Annotated in this window: 16 protein-coding genes, 2 other RNA genes and 1 riboswitch; of the genes, 14 read left to right on the plus strand and 4 right to left on the minus strand. The window is 36.9% G+C overall.

The window, feature by feature from the left end; all coding sequences use genetic code 11:
* From cysS to HNR32_RS02880, 4 genes are all read left to right on the plus strand, one after another.
* Positions 1 to 1,431: a cysteine--tRNA ligase gene (gene cysS / locus HNR32_RS02865; RefSeq protein WP_183859489.1), complete on the plus strand. Its 1,431-nt coding sequence runs from the start codon at positions 1 to 3 to the stop codon at positions 1,429 to 1,431.
* Complete coding sequence (locus HNR32_RS02870) at positions 1,428 to 1,913, plus strand: Mini-ribonuclease 3 (protein ID WP_183859491.1); 486 nt, start codon at positions 1,428 to 1,430, stop codon at positions 1,911 to 1,913. The genes cysS and HNR32_RS02870 overlap by 4 nt, the downstream gene beginning before the upstream one ends.
* Before the next feature lie 6 nt (positions 1,914 to 1,919).
* A riboswitch (THF riboswitch) is annotated at positions 1,920 to 2,019 on the plus strand.
* A gap of 62 nt (positions 2,020 to 2,081) precedes the next feature.
* The gene (locus tag HNR32_RS02875; protein WP_311636348.1) at positions 2,082 to 2,576 is read left to right on the plus strand and encodes a folate family ECF transporter S component; all 495 of its coding nucleotides are present in this window, start codon (positions 2,082 to 2,084) and stop codon (positions 2,574 to 2,576) included.
* Positions 2,577 to 2,714: 138 nt separating this feature from the next.
* Complete coding sequence (locus HNR32_RS02880; RefSeq protein WP_183859493.1) at positions 2,715 to 4,742, plus strand: methyl-accepting chemotaxis protein; 2,028 nt, start codon at positions 2,715 to 2,717, stop codon at positions 4,740 to 4,742.
* Between the two features lie 165 nt (positions 4,743 to 4,907).
* Here HNR32_RS02880 and ssrA read toward each other — a convergent pair.
* Positions 4,908 to 5,260: a transfer-messenger RNA gene (ssrA, locus tag HNR32_RS02885) on the minus strand.
* A gap of 445 nt (positions 5,261 to 5,705) precedes the next feature.
* Between ssrA and dhaL the strand changes: the two genes are divergently transcribed.
* Both dhaL and HNR32_RS02895 read left to right on the plus strand, forming a co-directional pair.
* On the plus strand, positions 5,706 to 6,326 hold the full coding sequence (dhaL, locus tag HNR32_RS02890) for a dihydroxyacetone kinase subunit DhaL (protein ID WP_183859495.1): 621 nt from the start codon (positions 5,706 to 5,708) through the stop codon (positions 6,324 to 6,326).
* A 265-nt stretch (positions 6,327 to 6,591) separates the two neighbouring features.
* On the plus strand, positions 6,592 to 6,744 hold the full coding sequence (locus HNR32_RS02895; protein WP_183859497.1) for a hypothetical protein: 153 nt from the start codon (positions 6,592 to 6,594) through the stop codon (positions 6,742 to 6,744).
* Between the two features lie 302 nt (positions 6,745 to 7,046).
* Here the strand turns inward: HNR32_RS02895 and mdh are convergent, their stop codons facing one another.
* On the minus strand, positions 7,047 to 7,979 hold the full coding sequence (mdh, locus tag HNR32_RS02900; protein ID WP_183859499.1) for a malate dehydrogenase: 933 nt from the start codon (positions 7,977 to 7,979) through the stop codon (positions 7,047 to 7,049).
* A gap of 216 nt (positions 7,980 to 8,195) precedes the next feature.
* Complete coding sequence (serA, locus tag HNR32_RS02905) at positions 8,196 to 9,779, minus strand: phosphoglycerate dehydrogenase (RefSeq protein WP_183859502.1); 1,584 nt, start codon at positions 9,777 to 9,779, stop codon at positions 8,196 to 8,198.
* Between the two features lie 333 nt (positions 9,780 to 10,112).
* On the opposite strand from serA, the gene HNR32_RS02910 reads away from it, so the two are divergent.
* From HNR32_RS02910 to HNR32_RS02935, 6 genes are all read left to right on the plus strand, one after another.
* Entirely contained in the window at positions 10,113 to 11,405 is a 1,293-nt protein-coding gene (locus tag HNR32_RS02910) for a TolC family protein (RefSeq protein WP_231038228.1), read from the plus strand.
* Positions 11,402 to 12,520, plus strand: coding sequence for an efflux RND transporter periplasmic adaptor subunit (locus HNR32_RS02915; RefSeq protein ID WP_183859504.1), 1,119 nt, complete (start codon positions 11,402 to 11,404; stop codon positions 12,518 to 12,520). Before HNR32_RS02910 ends, HNR32_RS02915 begins: the two co-directional genes overlap by 4 nt.
* A 26-nt stretch (positions 12,521 to 12,546) precedes the next feature.
* Positions 12,547 to 13,245: an ABC transporter ATP-binding protein gene (locus HNR32_RS02920; RefSeq protein WP_183859505.1), complete on the plus strand. Its 699-nt coding sequence runs from the start codon at positions 12,547 to 12,549 to the stop codon at positions 13,243 to 13,245.
* On the plus strand, positions 13,235 to 14,452 hold the full coding sequence (locus HNR32_RS02925; protein WP_183859508.1) for an ABC transporter permease: 1,218 nt from the start codon (positions 13,235 to 13,237) through the stop codon (positions 14,450 to 14,452). The genes HNR32_RS02920 and HNR32_RS02925 overlap by 11 nt, the downstream gene beginning before the upstream one ends.
* Before the next feature lie 122 nt (positions 14,453 to 14,574).
* The gene (locus HNR32_RS02930) at positions 14,575 to 16,500 is read left to right on the plus strand and encodes a peptidase U32 family protein (RefSeq protein WP_183859510.1); all 1,926 of its coding nucleotides are present in this window, start codon (positions 14,575 to 14,577) and stop codon (positions 16,498 to 16,500) included.
* 372 nt (positions 16,501 to 16,872) lie between these two features.
* Positions 16,873 to 18,162: an aspartate aminotransferase family protein gene (locus HNR32_RS02935; protein WP_183859512.1), complete on the plus strand. Its 1,290-nt coding sequence runs from the start codon at positions 16,873 to 16,875 to the stop codon at positions 18,160 to 18,162.
* A gap of 37 nt (positions 18,163 to 18,199) precedes the next feature.
* Here HNR32_RS02935 and HNR32_RS02940 read toward each other — a convergent pair whose 3' ends face one another.
* Positions 18,200 to 18,577, minus strand: a complete 378-nt coding sequence (locus HNR32_RS02940; RefSeq protein ID WP_183859514.1) for a methylglyoxal synthase — start codon at positions 18,575 to 18,577, stop codon at positions 18,200 to 18,202.
* A 164-nt stretch (positions 18,578 to 18,741) separates the two neighbouring features.
* Here HNR32_RS02940 and ffs point away from each other — a divergent pair.
* Positions 18,742 to 18,948: signal recognition particle sRNA large type (gene ffs, locus HNR32_RS02945), an RNA gene on the plus strand.
* A 25-nt stretch (positions 18,949 to 18,973) separates the two neighbouring features.
* Positions 18,974 to 20,764: a DNA polymerase III subunit gamma/tau gene (dnaX, locus tag HNR32_RS02950; RefSeq protein WP_183859517.1), complete on the plus strand. Its 1,791-nt coding sequence runs from the start codon at positions 18,974 to 18,976 to the stop codon at positions 20,762 to 20,764.
* The last annotated feature ends 17 nt before the right edge of the window (positions 20,765 to 20,781 follow it).

The raw sequence follows: 20,781 nt of genomic DNA on the forward strand, positions 1-20,781 counted from the left end.
ATGCTAAAAGTATATAATAGTATGACCAAAACAAAAGAAGAGTTTAAACCAGTTGTTCCAGGACAAGTAAGCATTTATGTTTGCGGAATAACACCGTATAATGACCCGCATATTGGCAATGCCAGACCATTTGTGACCTGGGACGTTATCAAGCGTTTTTTGCGGCAGCAGGGGTATAAAGTAAAACATGTACAAAATTTTACGGATGTTGATGATAAAATAATACGCACGGCTAATCAAAATAATGTAACATGGAAAGATATTTCTGATAAATATATTGCTGGATATTTTGAAGTAATGGACAAATTAAATATTGAACATGCAGATGTTTATCCACGTGTATCAGAAACAATGGCAGATATAATAAATATGGTAAAAGGTCTTATCGACAAGGGGTTTGCCTATTGTGTTGATGGTGATGTATATTTCAGCGTAGAAAAGTTTAATGGCTATGGAAAACTCAGTGGACGCAAGCTGGAAGATATGCAGGCTGGGGCCAGAATAGAAGTAGATACACGTAAACATCATCCGATGGATTTTGCTTTATGGAAAAGTGCTAAACCAGATGAACCGTCATGGGATAGCCCTTGGGGAAAAGGTCGTCCTGGCTGGCATATTGAATGCTCGACGATGTCGTTAAAATATTTGGGAGAAAACTTTGATTTTCATGGCGGTGGCAGTGATCTTATATTTCCGCATCATGAAAATGAAATAGCTCAGTCACAGGCCTATTGCTGCAATGAACATTCATTTGCCAAATACTGGCTGCACAATGGTTTTATAACTATTAATCAGGAAAAAATGAGCAAATCATTAAATAACTTTTTTACTGTAAAAGATATATTAAAAACATATCCGGCAGAGACACTGCGGTATTTCTTGGTAGCAACACATTATCGCAGTCCGCTTGATTTTAGTGATGAACGCTTAAAAGAGGCTCAAGCAAGTCTTGGCCGCTTAAAAAATGCTCAGGATAGTTTGAATGAGTTACTGGCTATGAAATCAGATGCGAATGATAGTGCTAAAGATGTTTTATCATTTGCTGTTGCTGCTAAAGATGGTTTTTATGAAGCAATGAATGATGATTTTAATACGGCGTTGGCACTTGCCAATATGTTTGATCTGACGAAAAAAATAAATATATATCATCAGTCTGTATTAGCTGGAGAAGTGAGCGCAGACAAAGAAAATATTGCCAAAATATTAGATATCTATAATGAAATGGTCGATATTTTAGGGATTTTGCAGGGGAATGAAGAAAATATTCAGGATGATAAATTAGTTGATGATCTAATGAATATAATAATAAACTTGCGTCAGGATGCCCGTAAAAATAAAGATTGGACTACTGCTGATAAAATTCGCGATGCCTTAAATGAAATAGGCGTAGTTATTGAGGATTCACCTACCGGTCCAAGGTGGAAGAAATGAAGTTTGCCCAATACCAATTTCTATGTCAGCGAATGTTTGCTCAGGATGAAAATGGCACTATAAAACAGCATTATGATGAAATAAAACCGCAGCAATTATCACCACTTGCACTGGCTTATATTGGTGATGCTTATTTTCATCTATTTGTAAGAACAAAATTACTGTATTATGAGCAAAATAAAGTACGTGTTTTAAACGATTTTGGTGCTAAAATTGTTTCAGCGACATATCAGGCTTATGCTTATAAAGAATTGCAAAATGAATATACAGAAGAAGAGCAGAAAATTTTTCGGCGGGCCTACAATGCCAAATCACATGCACCACGCGTGGCCAGTGTGATTGATTATCATCTCAGTACAGGTTTTGAGGCAGTGCTGGGACATTTGCAGCTTAGTGGTCGGCAGGCACGACTGGAGGAAATCTGTCAAAAGTCATTTGAAGTAATAATAAAGGATATTTCTGATAAACAAAATAAAAATTAAATATTTAGCAGAGTAAGTGATTGCGCGTTAAGTGCCAGATGGACGGGGAGTTGACATCTGGACGAAAAACTAAATGTTTGCGGTACAATCATTGCATCCCGCTGCTGCATTATAGAGAATATCTCCTTATGTGGCAACGTAACAGCTAATATAGGGAGATGTTTTTTTGTGCAAAAAAGTTCAGTTAGCTTCATTATTTTAAGTGGTATATTTATGGCATTAACGATTATCTTTACGCATATTTTTGCTATACAAACTCCTTTTATGCGTTTTAGTTTTGGCTTTTTGCCAATAGCAGTTTATGCAATTAATGCTGGTTCGTTTAAAACCGCCATTATGGCAGGTTTAGCAGATATATTAGGCTGTTTATTATTTGAGCCGGGTCTGTACTACCCTGGTTTTACTATTAGCAGTATTATAACAGGATTAATTTATGGCTATTTTTTTAGCAGGAAAAATATTACTTTACCAGTAATGGGTGGTTGTTTTTTATTGACATTTTTGCTGGTCGACTTATTTTTAAATACTTTTTGGTTGACGCAGCTTTACCATAAGGCGGCAACAGTATTCTTATATGGGCGTTTTATTAAGGGGATTGTATTATTACCAATACATATCTGGCTGTTTTATATAATATATAAAGTAATCATAAAATATAAATAATTGAATGGCAGGTATTTAATAGAGAAACCTAGAAAATAATATAAAATAATTGCGGAATTTTTTCTAGGTTTCAAGTTAAGTAGGCAACTCTGTTAAAACCTGAATATTTGGAAAAAAATAATAAAAGGAGTTGAGGGAATGTCAAGAAAAAGCGTGAAATTTAAAATATTAGCAGGGCTTATACCAGTATTTGTTTTCTTTTTAGCGGTATTATCATTATCTAGCTATTATTTTGCTAAAAAAACATTGCAGCAAAGTATCAATGAAACAGCAGTATCAATAGGTGAAGATTATGCTACTCGTATTGAAAACTACCTTAATGTTTATGTAACACAGCTCGATGGGCTGGCTGCGCAGCCGGCTATTACCGATGGCAAAAATACGGCACAAATTATGCAGTTATTAAATGCCCAAGAGCAGGAAAAGAAAAGTTTTGATGTGTTGTTTTATATTGATGCCGCAACTGGCAAAGGTTATACGAGTGCGATGAAGGAAAATGATTATCAGGGCAGAGCATATTTAAAGGATTGTTTGGAAAAAAAGATGCCGGTAATGTCTGAACCCTTGATTTCCAAGACTACAGGAAAATTATCCGTGGTCATAGTGGTGCCGGTAAAAAATAATGGGCAGATAACTGGCGTCATGGGTGGAACAATGTCTCTGGAATATTTAAGCACTATGCTGAAAAAATTAAAATTCCTCGATACCGGTTATGGTCAGATATCAGATGAAAATGGTGTTATTATAGCTCATCCGACAAAGGCTAATCTTGTTGGTAAATTGAATTTGTCAAAAACCGAGGTTGATCCGGCTCTCAATATACCAAATAATAAATTAGATGAAAAATTGGTAGAGCTTGTAAAAACTGCGCAAAATGGCAAACAGGCCATTGGCACCTATAATCATAATGGTGAACGAATTGCAGTTATGACACCGATAAATATTCCTGGCGGTAAACGCTGGGTTATGTCAGTAGCAGCACCGCTTAGTGAAGCAACTGACAAGGTGGTAACCTTAGGCTGGTTGATGTTGGGACTTTCAATTCTTTGCATTATATTGTCAGTAGTGGCAATTATAATATTTGCAAAAAAATTTATTGCACCGATAATAAAACTGAGTGATGAAAGTCTGCTTTTAGCACAAGGTGATTTAGCAGATCGTGATATAGACATTGATTCTGAAGATGAAATCGGGCAATTGGCACAAAGCTTCCAAAAAATGAAACAACAAATAAAAGCTTTAATATCAAATGTCAGAGATCAATCTTCGCAATTAGCTGCTTCAAGTGAAGAGCTGACAGCACAGTCACATCAATCCTCACAGGCGGTAAATCAGGTAGCCGATTCGATTACCAATGTTTCTGACAAAGCTAATGAACAATTAAACGTTGCCAATACAGCATCTGGGCTTATGCAAAAAGTATCAGACCAAGTTGATATTGCAGCAAGGATTGGTGAAGATGTGGCCAATAAGTCACGTCAGTCCTCAGAAAAAGCGACACAGGGCAGCATAGCCATCCAAAAAGCAATAAAACAAATGGAACAAATCCAGATTACTGTAGGTGAGTCTGCTCGTGTGGTAGAGGATTTAGGCAATAGTTCAACTGAAATTGGTAAAATTATCGAAACTATAGCCGGGATTGCTGGTCAGACTAACTTATTGGCACTTAATGCGGCTATTGAAGCAGCTCGTGCTGGCGAAAGTGGTAAAGGTTTTGCTGTAGTAGCAGAAGAGGTCAGAAAACTAGCAGAACAGTCACAAGATGCGACAGAACAGATAAGTTCATTGATTACCAAGATACAAAATGAAACGCAAAATGCTGTTGTAGCAATGAATACAGGCAATCAGGAGGTAGAACTTGGAACTAAGGTAATCCAGACAGCCGGGCAGTCATTCGAAGAAATTGTTGGCTTAATAAAAACAATTTCTGAACAGGTACAGCAAAATACTGCAGCTATCAGGATAATGCACGAGAGCAGCCAACAGGCCCTTAGAAGTGTATTATCGATTGACGAGCTCAGTCGTGATACAGCGGAAGAAACCCATACTGTATCGGCAGCAACAGAGGAACAATCAGCAATTATGGAAGAAATTGCCACCGCCAGTCAGACCTTGGCAGAGTTGGCTACTGAACTGCAAAATGGTATTCACAAATTTAAATTATAAAATTTGAATTTATATTATAATAGGGATGCTGTATCTTAAATAAAAATGCAGTATTCCTGTTATTTTTATTTTCAGTATATAAATTTATGCAAAACAAAAACCACAATACAGCTGTTGTATTGTGGTTTTATATAATATTATCCTTAAGTACGTTAAGGTCATTGTTGGTGGAGACGAGGAGAATCGAACTCCTGTCCGAAAACATTGCTGCACAAGTTTCTCCGAGCGCATTTTGTGTTTTAATTTTAGTTAATAAAGCTACACAAACAAACCCTTGTTAACCTATCTCGATAAAATTCCTTTATAATTTCCGAGAATTAATTATAAAGTATCCCGCTATTGTCCTCTTTTTGCTTCATGCGGGAAAAGAAACAAAAGAGGTTAGCATTAAGCTGCTAAAGCGTAATTTTCGTTAGCTTTTATATTTATAAAAGTTAGTTTCACCTTACTGACGGGTTGATGACCCCCCGGCTCGCTTCTCATGCATCAGCTGCCCCCGTCGAAACCATTACGTCCCCGTGAGTTACTAGTGCTAAAAGCATTAAGCTAACAAAATAAATTACTACGATATTTATTATATATATATATAATAATAAAGTCAATAGGTCAAATATTTATGACAACTAAACATAGATAAAAGTAAACGTTTAATTATATAAATTATTTGAATTTTTTAGAACTAAATGATATAATAACAAATAATGATAATGAATATTAGTAATAAATAGTTATAATAAGTATGCATTATCCAATTTTTGTTAATATAGGATACAGTATTATAAATTAACCTATTGAAATTTATGATTATATATACTATAATTTCTTTTATTGCTATACGATGATTTGTGAGAAAATTTCAATATAGTATATTATAAAAATATATAAAAAAACTTTTAATTATATTTATTTATAATTGGATTATATGTTATAATAAATACGATTATATTTTTGGGGGAATTAGTGTTGACAAGATTGAAAGATGCGCTTGACCATATTGCGGAAGCAGTTATTAAACAGCGCGATTTATTAGACAGACTAGATTCTATTGGAGATAGTGACCATGGTACTAATATGGCACGTGGTTTTACCGCTGCAATGGAAGAATTGGAACGCTTAAATGATTTAAGCAGTACAAAAGTAGTTTTTGAAACAGTAGGAACGGCTTTTGCTGAAAGTATTGGCGGAGCATCAGGTCCTTTATACGCAACGGCCTTTTTGCGAGCAGCAGCAGCGTGTGATGAAAATACGACTTTTAATGTTGAAAATGTTGAAAAATTATTGAACGCAGCAGTTGAAGGTGTAAAAAGACGTGGTCATTCTGATGCAGGCGAAAAAACAATGCTGGATGTTTTGATACCAGTGCATAAATGTTTTACGCCGGAAGAAGCAAAAGATAAAACGTTATATCAATGTATTGAAGCAGCTGTAAAAGCAGCTAAGGATGGCTTAGATTATACAAAGACTATTCCGGCTAAGAAAGGACGCGCTTCTTATATTGGGGAACGCAGCATAGGACATGAGGATCCAGGGGCGATGTCATCTTTAATCATGGTTCGTGAATTGTTCAACTTCTTAAAATATTAAGAGGTTGGACTATATCTAAATTTTAGATATAGTCCAGTATATGTCTGAAAATTTTAAATAAAAATATATTTCTATATTGATAAATTATTATCATTATGTTATACTAAAGGTAGAAAAGATGGACCAATTGATTTGATGATTGGTGTTATCTTTTCGGTCCTAAGAAACAGAAGAAATATTGATCAATATTAAGAAATGTTTTTGTGGACGAAGGGGAGTGACAAATTATAATAAAAAGTATAATTTTGTTGTCTGGTGATAATTTTTGCTAAAGTGTACAGGCTATGAAGTTGCCAAAATGCTTGCTTCGGAGAATGAAAATAGACACAATGGTGTAAAAGTTGGTCATGAGACAGAGTTCTACAGTATAATGCGCATTAGATTTGTTAATATGGATGATTGCTCCAATGCTATATAAATTATCCATAGTAAGAATAACGAAGATAACGCGTCGTTACTAATAGCCGGCTATGTATTATAAAGTGTATATTTATTTCGCGGATAGATATATACAAAGAACAATGGCCTAAGAAAGAATGAAGGGCTAGAGAGAATTGAGCTTCAAAAACAAAAAAAGAATAAAGAGGTATGAATGTTGGAATCTAGGTAAGGGCAGCTTGTTCGATAAATAATATCAGCAAGCTGCTTTTTAATGTCCAAAAATTTTATATAACAAAAATGGACCTAACCATATGGTTAGGTCCATTTTTGTTATAAAGATTATTTTAATGCTTCTTTTAATTGAGCATTGGTATCTTTAGCGCTATTAACACTTTTTTGGAACATATCTTTTTCTTTATCGTTAAGGGCAATTTCAAGAACTTTTTCAATACCGTTTTTGCCAAGAACAACAGGAACACCAGCGCAAACGTCTTTTTCGCCGTATTCACCGTCTAATAAAGCAATACAGGATAATGTTTTGCCAGTGTTTTTAGCAATAGCTTCTGCCATTGTAGCTGCAGTTGTACCAGGAGCATACCAAGCAGAGGTTCCAAGTAATGAAGTGAGGGTACCACCGCCAACCTGGGTAGCATGTTCAATTTCAGCAAGTTTTTCTTCGGACAGATATTCGCTGACAGGAACACCTTTATAAGTAGCCATGCGTGTAAGAGGAACCATAAGGTCACCATGAGCACCGATAACCATAGCATCGATATCACCTACAGGGCAGCCGATAGCTTGTGCTAAATAATATTCAAAACGGCTTCCATCTAAAAGACCGCTCATACCAATTACGCGTTCACGAGGTAATCCACTATCTTTAAGTGCAAGATATGTAAGAGTATCAACAGGATTGGAGATGATAAGGAATATAGCGTCAGGAGAATGTTTCAAAGCTTCATCCATAACTGATTTTACGATTTTGGAGTTAACACCAATAAGGTCAGTACGGCTCATGCCAGGTTTACGAGGCATACCGGAAGTGATGATAACGATATTGGAGCCTTCAGTTTTAGAATAGTCATTGGTTATGCCGACGATTTTTGTATCAATATGCATCATTTTAGCAGTTTGCATCATATCCATAGCTTTGCCTTCAGCAACGCCATCTTTAATATCGAGCAATACTACTTCATCAGCAAAGTTTTTTAAAGCCAATACGTTGGCAGCAGTAGCGCCTACGTTACCAGCGCCAATAACAGAAATTTTCATGTTAAGAATCCTCCTTAAAATATTGGATTATAAAATCCAGCTTTAATTAAAAGTATAATACAATCATAGTTATAAGTAAAGCGTTTGTTTATCAAATAATAAAAATAATATATACATATAATATGGTGAATAATTATAATTTTTGGCAAATACTAGGAAAAAACTAAAAAAATAATAAAAAACAGCCGCCATAGGGGCCAACTGTTTTTAGCTTAATTACATTGCATAAAAATTGACTAGTTTAGCGTCAAAAATACCATCAATTTTTAAAACTTCATTAATAATATCCTGTGAGATATCATCATCGATAGTTAAAACCATCATGCTGGTACCGGCAATTGCTGTTTTACCAACCTGCATACCAGAAATATTGATAGAAAATTTACCAAGGATAGAACCGACCAGCCCAATCATACCGGGGCGGTTGATATGCGGGCAGATAAGAATGCGGGCATGGGGGTCGACATCAACACGATGCTGGTTTATGCTGACAATGCGGCCTTCTGTGCCAAATAGTGCACCTTGCACGGATTGCTCACCTTTTGGTGTTATTACACTTACCGTTATAAGATTAGCAAAGTTACTGACATCTTTATTTTTTATTTCTTCAATTTTTATATTGCGTTGTTTAGCTATTGACGGAGCGTTTACATAATTTACTGAGGTTTGCAGTATTGGATTTAGTAAACCTTTAATAATAGCAATGGAAATCATCTTTGTGTCTATTGCCGCGATTTCACCATTATAGCGAATGGTAAGATCTTTTATAGGACCGTCAGAGAGTGATTGGGCGGTGCAGCCGAGTCTTTCGGCCAAAGTAAGATATGGACGGATTTTAGCCATGGTATCAGCGGATACAGGTGCCATATTGACAGCTGTTGATACTGGCTCACCTTTTAATGCTGCAGCTACACCATGGGAAGCGTCAATAGCAACACCAATTTGAGCTTCGACGGTAGATGCGCCAAGATGTGGAGTAAGTACAATGTTATCAATATTACGTAATGGGTTATCCTCAGCCAATGGTTCAGAGGTGAACACATCGATAGCAGCACCGGCGACTTGGCCGGATTTCACAGCATCAGCTAAATCCTGCTCATTAATGATACCGCCGCGGGCACAGTTTATTAAGCGCACGCCTTTTTTCATTTTGCCAAGATTATCTTTATTAATCATGTTTTTGGTTTGCGGGGTAAGAGGCATATGTACAGTGATGAAGTCGGCTTTTTCTACAACGTCATCCAACGAACCAATAGTCACACCCAAGGCATCAGCACGTTCTTCATTTAAATAAGGGTCATAAGCAATAATATTCATGTCAAAGGACATAGCACGTTTGGCAACACCAGAGCCAATGCGACCCAAACCAATAACGCCAAGTGTCTTGCCGCGCAATTCAACACCAACATATTTTTTGCGGTTCCATTCACCTTTTTGTAGGGTTTCATTAGCAATAGGAATCATACGGCTCATAGAAAGCATCATAGCCATGGTATGTTCGGTTGCGGCAATAGTATTTCCTTCTGGAGCATTTAATACGATGATACCGCGCTCGGTTGCAGCAGAAATATCAATATTGTCAGTACCAACACCGGCACGACCAATGACTTTTAAATTATCAGCTTTGGCGATAACTTCTTTGGTTATTTTAGAAGCACTGCGTACAATAATACCATCATACTGCGGAATTATTTCTAATAATTCTTCGGCAGATAATTTATCCTTAACAACTATATCAAAATCTTTTTCTAAAATATTGACGGCTTTTTTTGATACGCCATCAGCCACTAAAACTTTCATTATATTATTCAATCTCCCTCTTATTATATACATAGATAATGTGATTTATATATTATCTTTCGTAATATTGTAGTTTATCAATGTTATATACGTCAAGTACTATAGTCGAATTAAATGTAAAATGAGAATAGAAAAAAGTACAAATTTTTCTATAAGTTACATGAATTGTTGATTATAAAGTAAATAGTAATCTATTATAAGATAAGGTATAATGATATACTGTATTAATAGAAATAAGGGGACACTGCTGTAGGAAACGGCAGTGGCACAAGGAAGAATTAGGCGGCACAACTATTTTGCATTTTGATTTACCTATGGAAAGGAGAATTTTATATGCATTTTAGCATAATAAAAAAAATAATGTTGGGAGCTGTTTTGTTATTTTCATTACAGCAAGCGACAGGTTATTGTGCTTCGTTATCAATTAATGAAGCAGTACAAATGGCGCTGCAAAATAATCTTGATATAAAAATAGCAGCTAAGGATGAGGCTAAGGCCAAGGCTGAATTGGAAGCAACTAAAGCGAAAGACGGTATGACGATTTCCCTTAAAAGCAGTTTATCCGTAGCTGATGGTGTTACTGACGGTGTAAAAAAAGATTTTGAGCGTGATAATGACAATAGTATTGCAGTCAGCAAGTCAATTTATTCAGCAGGGAAAAATAAACTTAATGTACAGATAAAGGAAGATAGTTTACGGCAAAGTGGGTTAAATATTGAGCGTACTGCTGAAAATATCGAATATAATACGGTAAAAGCCTATTATGATATATTGCAGGCAAAAAAAACCATTATTGTAGATAAAGAATCGGTGGCTAATTATGAAAAACATTTAACTAATGTCCGCAATTTATATCTAGGCGGCAGTGTGCCTAAATCAGATTTGCTGCGTTCGGAGGTGGAACTGTCCAATGCCAGGCAAACTTTGATAAAAGCTGTTAATGATTATGATATAGCAGTAATTACATTTAAAAACATTGTTAAAATGCAGCATGATGAAGAACTGATATTAACTGATGATTTCAAATATATTCCGTTTGAAAAATCACTTATCAGCTGCTTGGGTTATGCTGATGATAATAGGAAGGACTTACAGCAGGCACAGATTGATTGTGCTATCGAGGAGAAGAATCTCAAACTGGCCAAGGCCGGTTATAAGCCTACTGTTGACAGTTCATTAAGTGTGGGCTGGAATAAACAGCCAGCACCATCTAAAAATGATTATAATTATACGGTGGGGATTTCTGCCAGCTGGGATATTTTTGACAATGGTATTACTAGAGCGAACGTTGATGCAGCAAAGGCCGCCTGGGAATCAGCACAACTGACTTTGCTGCAGAAAAAGGATGATGTTGATTTGGCGGTGCGTCAGGCTTATCTTAATATGCGTGAGGCGGAAAAAAGGGTTAATACAAGTGAAACTGCGGTAGAACAGGCGCAGGAAGACTTATTTATCGCTCAGGAAAAATATCGTGTTGGTGCAGGTATCATATTGGATATAATTGATGCTCAATTAGCGTTATCAACAGCCAGTCTTGATAGAATAAGTGCCCAATATGATTATGCCCGTTATATGGCGCAATTGGAAAACGTTATGGGTAAAAAAGCGGGGGAACTTGATATATGAAAAAATTTTTAAATAAGAAAATAATCATAGCTGTAATAGTTATATTATGTTTGGCTGCGGGCGGCTATAAATATTGGCAGGTTCAGCAGGCAGCCCAAAACAGCAAGCTGCCGAGTGAAATGTACACTGTAAAGAAAATGAACTTAAAATCGACAGTATCGGCAACAGGTACGATAAAACCAGTGGAATCAGTTGAAGTCAGTTCTAAAATAACTGCAAGAATAAAGCAGGTATTAGTAAAAGAAAATGATACTGTAACGCAGGGACAGACTGTAGCTGTTTTGGATGGTAAGGATTTAGAAAATGAATTGGTAAAAGCAAAAGAAACAGTGAATAATACACTGTCTAAATATAACCGTATGCAGTATTTATACAATATTGGAGCTAAATCAAAAGAAGACTTAGAAGATGCTCAGTATAATTATGCGACAGCTAAAAGTGATATGGAAGTTACTAAATCAGACCTTGATGAAACCGTTATTACAGCACCGATAAGCGGCGTAGTAGTAGGTGAGCCTAAAACACCGGGGACAATGGCGGTGCAGGGAACAAGCAATCCTACGGTTATAATGCGAATTGCGGACTTATCAAAAAAACAAATATTAGCCAAAATTGATGAAACGGATATTGGCAAGATAAAAGTTGGACAATCAGCGACATTTACGGTTGATGCCTATAATAATAAAAATTTTACAGCAAAAGTAATTAAGATATCGCAGACTGATACAAGTAATACCTGGGATGTTTCGTCAGACAGCACGAGCTCATCGTCATCGTCGTCAGTAATTTATTACTATGTAACGTTAGATGTTGCTGATGATGATAATTTATTAAAACCAGCAATGACGGCAAGGGTAGAAATAAATACTGCTGACAAAAAAGATGCTGTGGCAGTACCTTTATCAGCATTAAAAACAGACAGTAAAGGCTCATATGTAGTAATTATAGAAAATCAAGGAACTGTTAACAAATATGTAAAAACAGGTATTTACAGCGATGACTATGTGGAAATAACCAGCGGATTAAATGTCGGTGATAAAATATCGCTTGATTATACAGCCAGTAAAACTAAAACGTCAACAACGTCAACACGTCATGGCGGGCCGCCGTTTTAATAATAGGACAAAAAAGCAGGTGTAAAATGACTATTGAACTTAAAGATATAAAAAAGATTTATCAGGTAGGAACGCAGCAGGTAGCTGCGTTAAACGGTATTGACTTAAATATAAAAAAAGGGGAATTTGCAGCCCTTATGGGGCCATCAGGCTCAGGTAAATCAACTTTGATGAATATCTTGGGCTGCTTGGACAGACCAACCGAAGGCTCTTATAAGCTGGACGGTGCAGAAGTAGCCCATTTGGGTGATGATGAACTGGCCAAAACGCGCAATAAAAAGATTGGTTTTGTCTTTCAAAATTTTAATTTATTATCGCGCATAAGTGCCTTAGAAAATGTTGCTTTGCCATTAGTATATGCTGGAGTTGGCTATAAGGAACGGCATGAGCGGGCCCATTATTTTTTGCGGGCAGTAGGCCTTGATGATAGGGCAGAACATCAGCCTAATGAACTATCAGGTGGGCAAAGACAAAGAGTAGCAATCGCCAGAGCACTTGTAAATGATCCCAGCATAATTATGGCTGATGAACCTACGGGCAATCTCGACACAAAATCCACCAGGGAAATAATGAATATATTTATGGATCTGCATGAGCAGGGGAAAACTGTTATTTTAGTTACGCATGAGCCGGAAATAGCAGAATGCGCGTCACGACAATTATTGGTGCGGGATGGAAAAATTACCAAAGATGTCGGAAAGGGGGTCAAAATGGATGTTGTTTAGAGAAAGTGTAATTATTGCCATAAAGGCACTTTTCGCGAATAAAATGCGCTCAATTCTTACAATGCTGGGTATAATAATTGGCGTTGGCGCTGTTATTGCAATGGTTTCTGTTGGAATGGGCGTCAGAAAACAGGTTCAAGACTCCATAGCAAGTCTTGGCAGTAATATGCTTATTGTTACTGCTGGCGCGCCTAGGGTCAATGGGGTGCGTCAGGCAGCTGGCAGTGGTGAAAAACTAAAATTAGATGATGCTGATGCAATTAAGAAAAAGATAAAAAATATTGATTATGTTGCCCCTAATGTGCAAAAATCATATCAGGTTGTAAATGGCAACCAAAATTGGAATACCACAGTATATGGTATCACTTCAGAATATATGATGATACGCTCACTGACCGTAAAAAGCGGTTCGTTTATTACCACAAATGATATGAATACACGAAATCGTGTGGCCGTTATTGGCGCAACTGTAGCATCAAATTTATTTGGTGAGAGTAACCCGGTAGGTAAAAATATTCGTATTAATAATGATCCGTATAAGGTCATAGGTGTACTTGCTAGCAAGGGTCAGTCCTCAATGGGACAGGATCAGGATGACTGTGTATTGATACCAATAACAACAGCGATGGAAAGATTAATGGCGTTGACAAGTATACGTACTATAAATATACAAGTATCTTCAGCGGATAAAATAGATATGGTGCAGGAGCAAGTAGAAACATTACTAAGGCAGCGCCATCGTATAAAAAAACCGGCTGATGATGATTTTGAGGTGCGTAATTTAACCAGTATAATGGAAACAATGACTAATACTACTACGATGATTACACTGCTGTTAGGCAGTATTGCGGCAATTTCATTGCTGGTAGGCGGCATTGGCATAATGAATATTATGATGGTATCGGTCACCGAACGCACCAGGGAAATCGGCATAAGAAAAGCATTAGGAGCAACTTTTAAAGATATAATGCTGCAATTTTTGATTGAGTCGATAGTTGTGAGTGTAATTGGCGGGGTCATTGGTATTGGGGTTGGTTGTGGGGCCGCTATGGCAATATCACAGGTTGGTAGTTTTACTACCGTTATAACAATTGAGCCCATACTGTTGTCATTTTTATTTTCTGTTGGAATTGGCTTGTTCTTTGGTATATATCCGGCACGAAAGGCAGCTAAATTGGATCCGATAGAAGCATTGCGTTATGAATAATAGAAAAACATGTAAACTTTGACACAATATTGTATAATGTATTATTATCAAATAAATAACTTATTTGAAGTTATAGTTTATAAAGTATAAATTTTTTTAGTAAGGATGGTATCGAGTAGTTTATGTTAGTCAATAAAAAAACAGTTGAACTTTTGGCCCCGGTTGGTCAATGGAGTACATTAGTAGCTGCGGTAGAAGCTGGCGCTGATGCAGTTTATATGGGCGGTAAAGCCTTTAACATGAGAAGGTTTCGTGATGATTTTAACTTCGATAATAAAGAACTAAAAAAAGCGGTAGAATATGCCCATGCTCATGGAGTAAGTTTATATATAACGCTGAATAATCTTATAAGTGATGAGGAAATTCCAGCGTTGGAAGAATATCTGACTTGCCTTAGCAATGATGTCCATCCTGATGCACTTATAGTACAGGATTTTGCTGTTGTAGAAATAGTGAAGCGTTTGGGACTCGATTTGACCTTACATTCATCAATAATGATGAATACGCATAATGCCCAAATGATAGAAAAATTTCAGCAGTTTGGTATTACCCGTATTGTAGCCAGCCGAGAAATGAGTTTGGCCGACATACGCCTAATGAAAAATGAAACTAATATGGAAATAGAATTTTTTGTGCATGGTGATATGTGCATTGCTGAGGGCGGTCAGTGTATACATTCCGGTGTGGTATTCGGTCATAGCAGTAATCGTGGTTTATGCATGAAACCTTGTCGTTGGCAGTATAAATTTGCCGAAGAAAAAAACATTAATGATGCTGATTATATGGCACAGAAAAAATCTGAATATAAAATGGCTCTTAAAGATATGTGTATGTATCAGGCTTTGCCGGAACTTATTCAGTCAGGTGTATATTCTTTTAAAATTGAGGGACGTATGCGTGATGCGGAATTTGTCAGCAATATAGTTGGTACATATCGTCGTGCTATTGACAGATATGTAGCTGATCCTACCGGCTACAGCATGGATAAAAAAGATTGGCAGATTTTAAAGGATAATGAAGTTCGTGGCTATTCTACATGTTTTGCTGTTGCTAAACCGACCTATGATGAGATTGGTTTATCAGGAGAAGGTGAACCACGCTTTTTCAGCAAGGCTGTTAAAGAAGCAGATTTAACAATAAAAACAGAATTTAAAACAGTTTCCAGCGAAAATAAGCCAGTGCTGGCAGTTCGCTGTGCTTCACTAGAGCATTTAAAAGAAGCTTGCGCCAATGGTGCTGATGTTGTATATGCTGGTGGCGATGTTTACCGTCCACTTACACCATGGACATTAGCAGATTTTAAAGAAGCCCGTATTATTACAGAAAAAGCCAATTGTAAGCTGGTGATTGCGACACCGCGCATAACGAGAAGACTGGAAATCAGTGAGCTGGAACAATTATTTACACAGCTTAATATTATAAAACCAGATGGTATTCTCGTACATAATATAGGAACACTTAATATGGCTAAAAAATTGACTGCTATCCCTGTGCAGTGCGGTGTATCCTTTAGTTTATTTAATGCTAAGGCAGCAGCATTGCTGCAAAATGAAGGGGCAGTAATGGGAACTGCTTCTTTAGAACTTGGCTGTAAACAGGTACAAACCTTGATAGAAAAAAGCTCATTGCCGATTGAAGTTATCGTGCATGGTGCAATAGAAGCGATGATTTGCGATTTTGACTTTATCGAACAGGAAACTGGTAAAAAACAAATTACTAATCCAGAAGTATTTGATAAGCACTATGCCTTTATAGATACTGCTGATGAAATTCATAGTGTTCGCCGCACGCAGTATAATAGAAATAATGTATTGTTTGCTCATGATTTATGCCTGTTGCCATATTTGGATAAATTAAATACAGCAGCATCATTTTGCATTGAAGCACAGGATTATACAGCAGCCTATACAGGTAGTCTTGTGAACATTTATCGCCAGGTCATTGATGATTTTGCTGCTTATAATATTGATGAACTCATTGAAGAAATAAAAGTAGATGCACCACGTGCCTTTGGCAATGGTGTATATCGTTATGAAGCATCGAGATAATCAGCTTATTTAAAAAGAAAAAATGTTGCACTAATTTATTAGTTGGTACAACATAATATCGATATTATTTGTATTGTGTTAGTTAATAAACTAGTATGTCCTTTAAGCCGTCCCTGCACGGTGTGTACTGTATTTCTAAAGTGTTAAAGCACTAAGAACTACAGCATAGGGAAGGTGGCTTGACGAAGTCAAGTCGGAAGGGTTAACCCCTCAGGCAGCTTTGCTGCCAGCTCCGCACGCGGTGTGTACTATATTTCTAAGCGCTAAAGCGCAAAGAACTATAGCATATAGGGGAGCCTTTCATGCACCTAAAATACAACTAGTATAATGCGACGATATTGTATATTGTGATTTTCAGGAAAGGGAGTACTTATGAAACAATATATTGGACCGGAAAAAATACTGGAAAAAAAGAAAAAATACATTATGCCTTGTCTGGGACATTTTTATCAGGAACCACCGGAAATGGTTAAAGGTAATATGCAGTATTTGTTCGACCATACGGGAAAAAAATATACGGATTTTTTTGCCGGTGTTTCAGTAATGAACTGCGGGCACTGTAATCCTCAAATAACCAAGGCTGTTTGCGATCAGGTAAATGAACTGCAGCATGTCTGTAATATATATCTTACGGAAAATTTTGTTAATTTGGCAGAAAAATTGGCACAGGTTACGCCCGGTAATCTGCAAAAATCATTCTTTTGCTCAACTGGAACGGAAGCTAATGAAGGTGCATTACTTTTGGCTCAGCTATATACTAATAACAGTGAGTATATCAGCCTGCGTCATGGCTTACATGGCCGTACCAAGCTCACGATGAGCCTTACGGGAATAAGTATGTGGCGTACTGATCCTAATCCAGTAGGCGGTATTCATTTTGCGCCTAATCCTAATTGTTATCGCTGTCCGCTGAAAAAACGCTATCCGGAATGCGATATGGAATGCGCTAATATGATTGAAGATATTATCGGCTATGCTACTTCTGATAAAATTGCTGCCTATATTGCTGAGCCAATACAGGGAAATGGTGGGATAGTGGTTCCACCTAAAAACTATTTTAAACGCGTAAAAGAAATTCTCGATAAGCATAAGATATTATTTATTGCTGATGAAGTCCAGACGGGATTTGCCAGAACAGGCAAAATGTTTGCTATTGAAAATTTTGACGTCGTGCCCGATATTATGACTATGGCAAAGGCTCTTGGCAATGGTGCTCCGATAAGTGCGTTTATTGCTAAACCAGAAGTAGCAGATATATATACTAAGCCTGGGGCGTCAACACTGGGCGGTAATCCAGTCTCAACGGCAGCAGGTATAGCTGTGCTTAACTATATAGAAGAAGCTGATTTAATTGAATGTGCAAAAGAACGTGGAGCTCAGCTTAAAGCAGGACTGGCAGAAATACAAAATCGTCATAGCATTATCGGGGATATACGTGGTCTTGGCCTTATGGTTGGAGCGGAATTGGTAGATAAGGACAATAGTCCGGCACCAGAAAAAGCAGATTTAATTGTTGAAGAAATGAAAAATAATGGTTTTATAATTGGTAAAAATGGTATAGCCAGAAATGTTTTGGCTTTTCAGCCGCCGCTTGTAATAACTAAAGAAGATATTAATAATATGCTTGATGCTTTGGAAAAAGCTATTAGTAAATATGAATAAACAAAAAGCACCGCCAGCTGGCGGTGCTTTTTGTTTATTAGTCCATTTTATTGGAAACATATTTGAGGATGATATGAGCACTTTTGCGATTAGTAGCTAATGGAATGTTATGTACATCACAAATGCGCAGTAAAGCGTTAATATCAGGTTCATGCGGCTGTGAAGTCAAAGGGTCACGTAAAAAAATTACATAATCGACTTTTTCAGTAGCAATCATAGCACCTATTTGTTGGTCACCGCCTAGTGGACCTGACATCATTGTTTCGACATCAAGCTGATAATTCTTATTTATAAGTGTACCGGTAGTACGAGTTGCAACAAGATGAAAATTTTTTAATAAATCTTTGTGATTATTGACGAAATCGAGCATTTCATCCTTTTTGGCATCATGAGCTATAAGAGCGATTGTTTGCATAAATACACCGACTTTCTAAAATTATATGTAATGATTAAAAAATATAAAATATTTATATCTAATATAATCTTTTTTAAAATCTGATAATACCAGATAGTATAAATATATTATTAATTATAATTTAGTATAGACTATTTCAGCAAATTCGTAAATATATATCTTTTTCTTGCAAGATAATACATCATGTGTTAAAATAGTTAAGCAAAAGCAGTTTCCCAGGTGAGACTGCGGCGCTTGGGTCTCACGCAATGAAGACTCATGAACCCCGTCAGATCCGGAAGGAAGCAGCGGTAAGTGATCACCTTTATGTGCCGTGAGGGTGCCTGAGCGTCGTAGTCTGACTTGAGAAGCTGTTTTTTTAGTTCGCAAAATTATGTAGTAAAAAGGTGGTTTATTATGGCATATGTAGCACTGTATCGCAAATGGCGTCCTAAAGATTTTGCTGATTTAGTGGGGCAGGATCATATTAGCCATACTTTGGCACAAGCCATAAAGACGGGTAAAATAGGTCATGCTTATTTGTTTTCTGGGCCGCGTGGGACAGGCAAGACAAGTACCGCTAAAATTTTGGCAAAAGCATTAAATTGTGAGCATGGACCTACAGCTAAGCCTTGTAATAAATGCAGCAACTGCTCAAAAATAAATAATAATACCTTTATGGATGTATATGAAATAGATGCTGCCTCCAACCGTGGTATTGATGAAATACGCGATTTGCGTGAGACGGTAAAATATGCACCAGTTGATGGTAAATATAAAGTATATATAATCGATGAAGTTCATATGCTGACATCGGAAGCATTTAATGCTTTACTTAAAACATTGGAAGAGCCACCTTCGAATGTTGTTTTTATTTTAGCAACAACTGAAGTACATAAAGTTCCTACTACGATACAATCACGTTGTCAGCGGTATGATTTTAAACGAATAACCAAAAAAGATATCCAAAAACAGTTAGAAAAAATAACAAGTAGTATTGGTGTTGTATGTGAAGATGAAGCACTAGAGACAATAGCAGTACATGCTGATGGCGGCATGCGCGATGCCTTAAGCCTGCTCGATCAATGTACGGCACAATCAGATGAAAAGCTGACAAAAGAAAAAGTAACAGAAATTTTGGGGATTATTGCCCATGAATCATTGTGGAAGATTACTGATGCGATAGCCGCTCATGATATACAGAGTATTTTGCAGGAAATAGCTGATATATTGAACACTGGTAAATCAATCAGTCAATTATTGACTGAGCTTAGCTGGCATTGGCGTTCTCTTATGGTTTATAAAGCGGCGCAAACCTTGACGCTTGATATGTATAAGGAAGATTTTGCGGTAATAAAAAGACAGTCTGACAGTTTTACACATGAACAACTTACAACTATGATAAAAACTGTCTACGAAGCACTCGGACAAACTCGTTGGTCACCGCAGCCGCGCGTAACTGTGGAAATGGCATTAATGAAATTATGTTATCCCTATGAAAATAGGGAAGCAACAGTTCCAACTAATGAAAAAATAAATATGCTGGAAGCAAAAATAATGCATTTGGAAAAATTACTGTCCAATATCGGACAGCAGGCAGCAAATGCACCAGTAATGCAGACAAAGATTTCTGTAAAAGCTACTGGACCTGGACAGGTAGAAAATGTTAAAAAATCACTGCCTTTAGAAGCGGCAGAATCATTGTTGCCGGATATTAAAGTACAGAAAAATACTGAAACAGCATCTTTGGTACAACCGGCAATTGATATAACAGATGCTGATGCATCATCTATTTGGCAGGTTGCTTTACGTGAATTAAAAATGCAGCATAAAATACCAGCCTTAGCTTGTGTGGAAAAGGCGCAGCCTCGCTCACTGCAAAATGGACAGCTGGTATTGGCATTTAAAGCGTCTTTTTTAAAAGCTCGTACGGAACGGGATGATTATCGGAATCTATTGGAAGGAATCCTGTTCGAAAAAACAGGGCAGACCATACGTCTTGTTTGTATAATGGATGAATCAGCTGGGGCGAAATCATCAGAAAAAGCCCCAGCCAAACAAACAAAAACAGCAACAGTACCTGTTGACAAAACTAAGATTATTGTTGCTGATGATGATTTGAATGAAGAAGAACAAAAGAGATTAAAAAATGCTGTTAATATATTTGGCAATAATATAGTTAATGAAGATAAGGAAACTGATAAATAAACCTTCATTGTAAAAAT

Source organism: Pectinatus brassicae, assembly GCF_014201835.1.
Lineage (GTDB): Bacteria > Bacillota > Negativicutes > Selenomonadales > Selenomonadaceae > Pectinatus > Pectinatus brassicae.

What these genes read in the sequence shown, in the direction of transcription:
- cysS (WP_183859489.1), top strand. Translation starts at nt 1, where the DNA reads ATGCTAAAAGTATATAATAGTATGACCAAAACAAAAGAAGAGTTTAAA.
- HNR32_RS02870 (WP_183859491.1), top strand. Translation starts at nt 1,428, where the DNA reads ATGAAGTTTGCCCAATACCAATTTCTATGTCAGCGAATGTTTGCTCAG.
- HNR32_RS02880 (WP_183859493.1), top strand. Translation starts at nt 2,715, where the DNA reads ATGTCAAGAAAAAGCGTGAAATTTAAAATATTAGCAGGGCTTATACCA.
- mdh (WP_183859499.1), bottom strand. Translation starts at nt 7,979, where the DNA reads ATGAAAATTTCTGTTATTGGCGCTGGTAACGTAGGCGCTACTGCTGCC.
- serA (WP_183859502.1), bottom strand. Translation starts at nt 9,779, where the DNA reads ATGAAAGTTTTAGTGGCTGATGGCGTATCAAAAAAAGCCGTCAATATT.
- HNR32_RS02910 (WP_231038228.1), top strand. Translation starts at nt 10,113, where the DNA reads ATGCATTTTAGCATAATAAAAAAAATAATGTTGGGAGCTGTTTTGTTA.
- HNR32_RS02915 (WP_183859504.1), top strand. Translation starts at nt 11,402, where the DNA reads ATGAAAAAATTTTTAAATAAGAAAATAATCATAGCTGTAATAGTTATA.
- HNR32_RS02920 (WP_183859505.1), top strand. Translation starts at nt 12,547, where the DNA reads ATGACTATTGAACTTAAAGATATAAAAAAGATTTATCAGGTAGGAACG.
- HNR32_RS02925 (WP_183859508.1), top strand. Translation starts at nt 13,235, where the DNA reads ATGTTGTTTAGAGAAAGTGTAATTATTGCCATAAAGGCACTTTTCGCG.
- HNR32_RS02930 (WP_183859510.1), top strand. Translation starts at nt 14,575, where the DNA reads ATGTTAGTCAATAAAAAAACAGTTGAACTTTTGGCCCCGGTTGGTCAA.
- HNR32_RS02935 (WP_183859512.1), top strand. Translation starts at nt 16,873, where the DNA reads ATGAAACAATATATTGGACCGGAAAAAATACTGGAAAAAAAGAAAAAA.
- HNR32_RS02940 (WP_183859514.1), bottom strand. Translation starts at nt 18,577, where the DNA reads ATGCAAACAATCGCTCTTATAGCTCATGATGCCAAAAAGGATGAAATG.
- dnaX (WP_183859517.1), top strand. Translation starts at nt 18,974, where the DNA reads ATGGCATATGTAGCACTGTATCGCAAATGGCGTCCTAAAGATTTTGCT.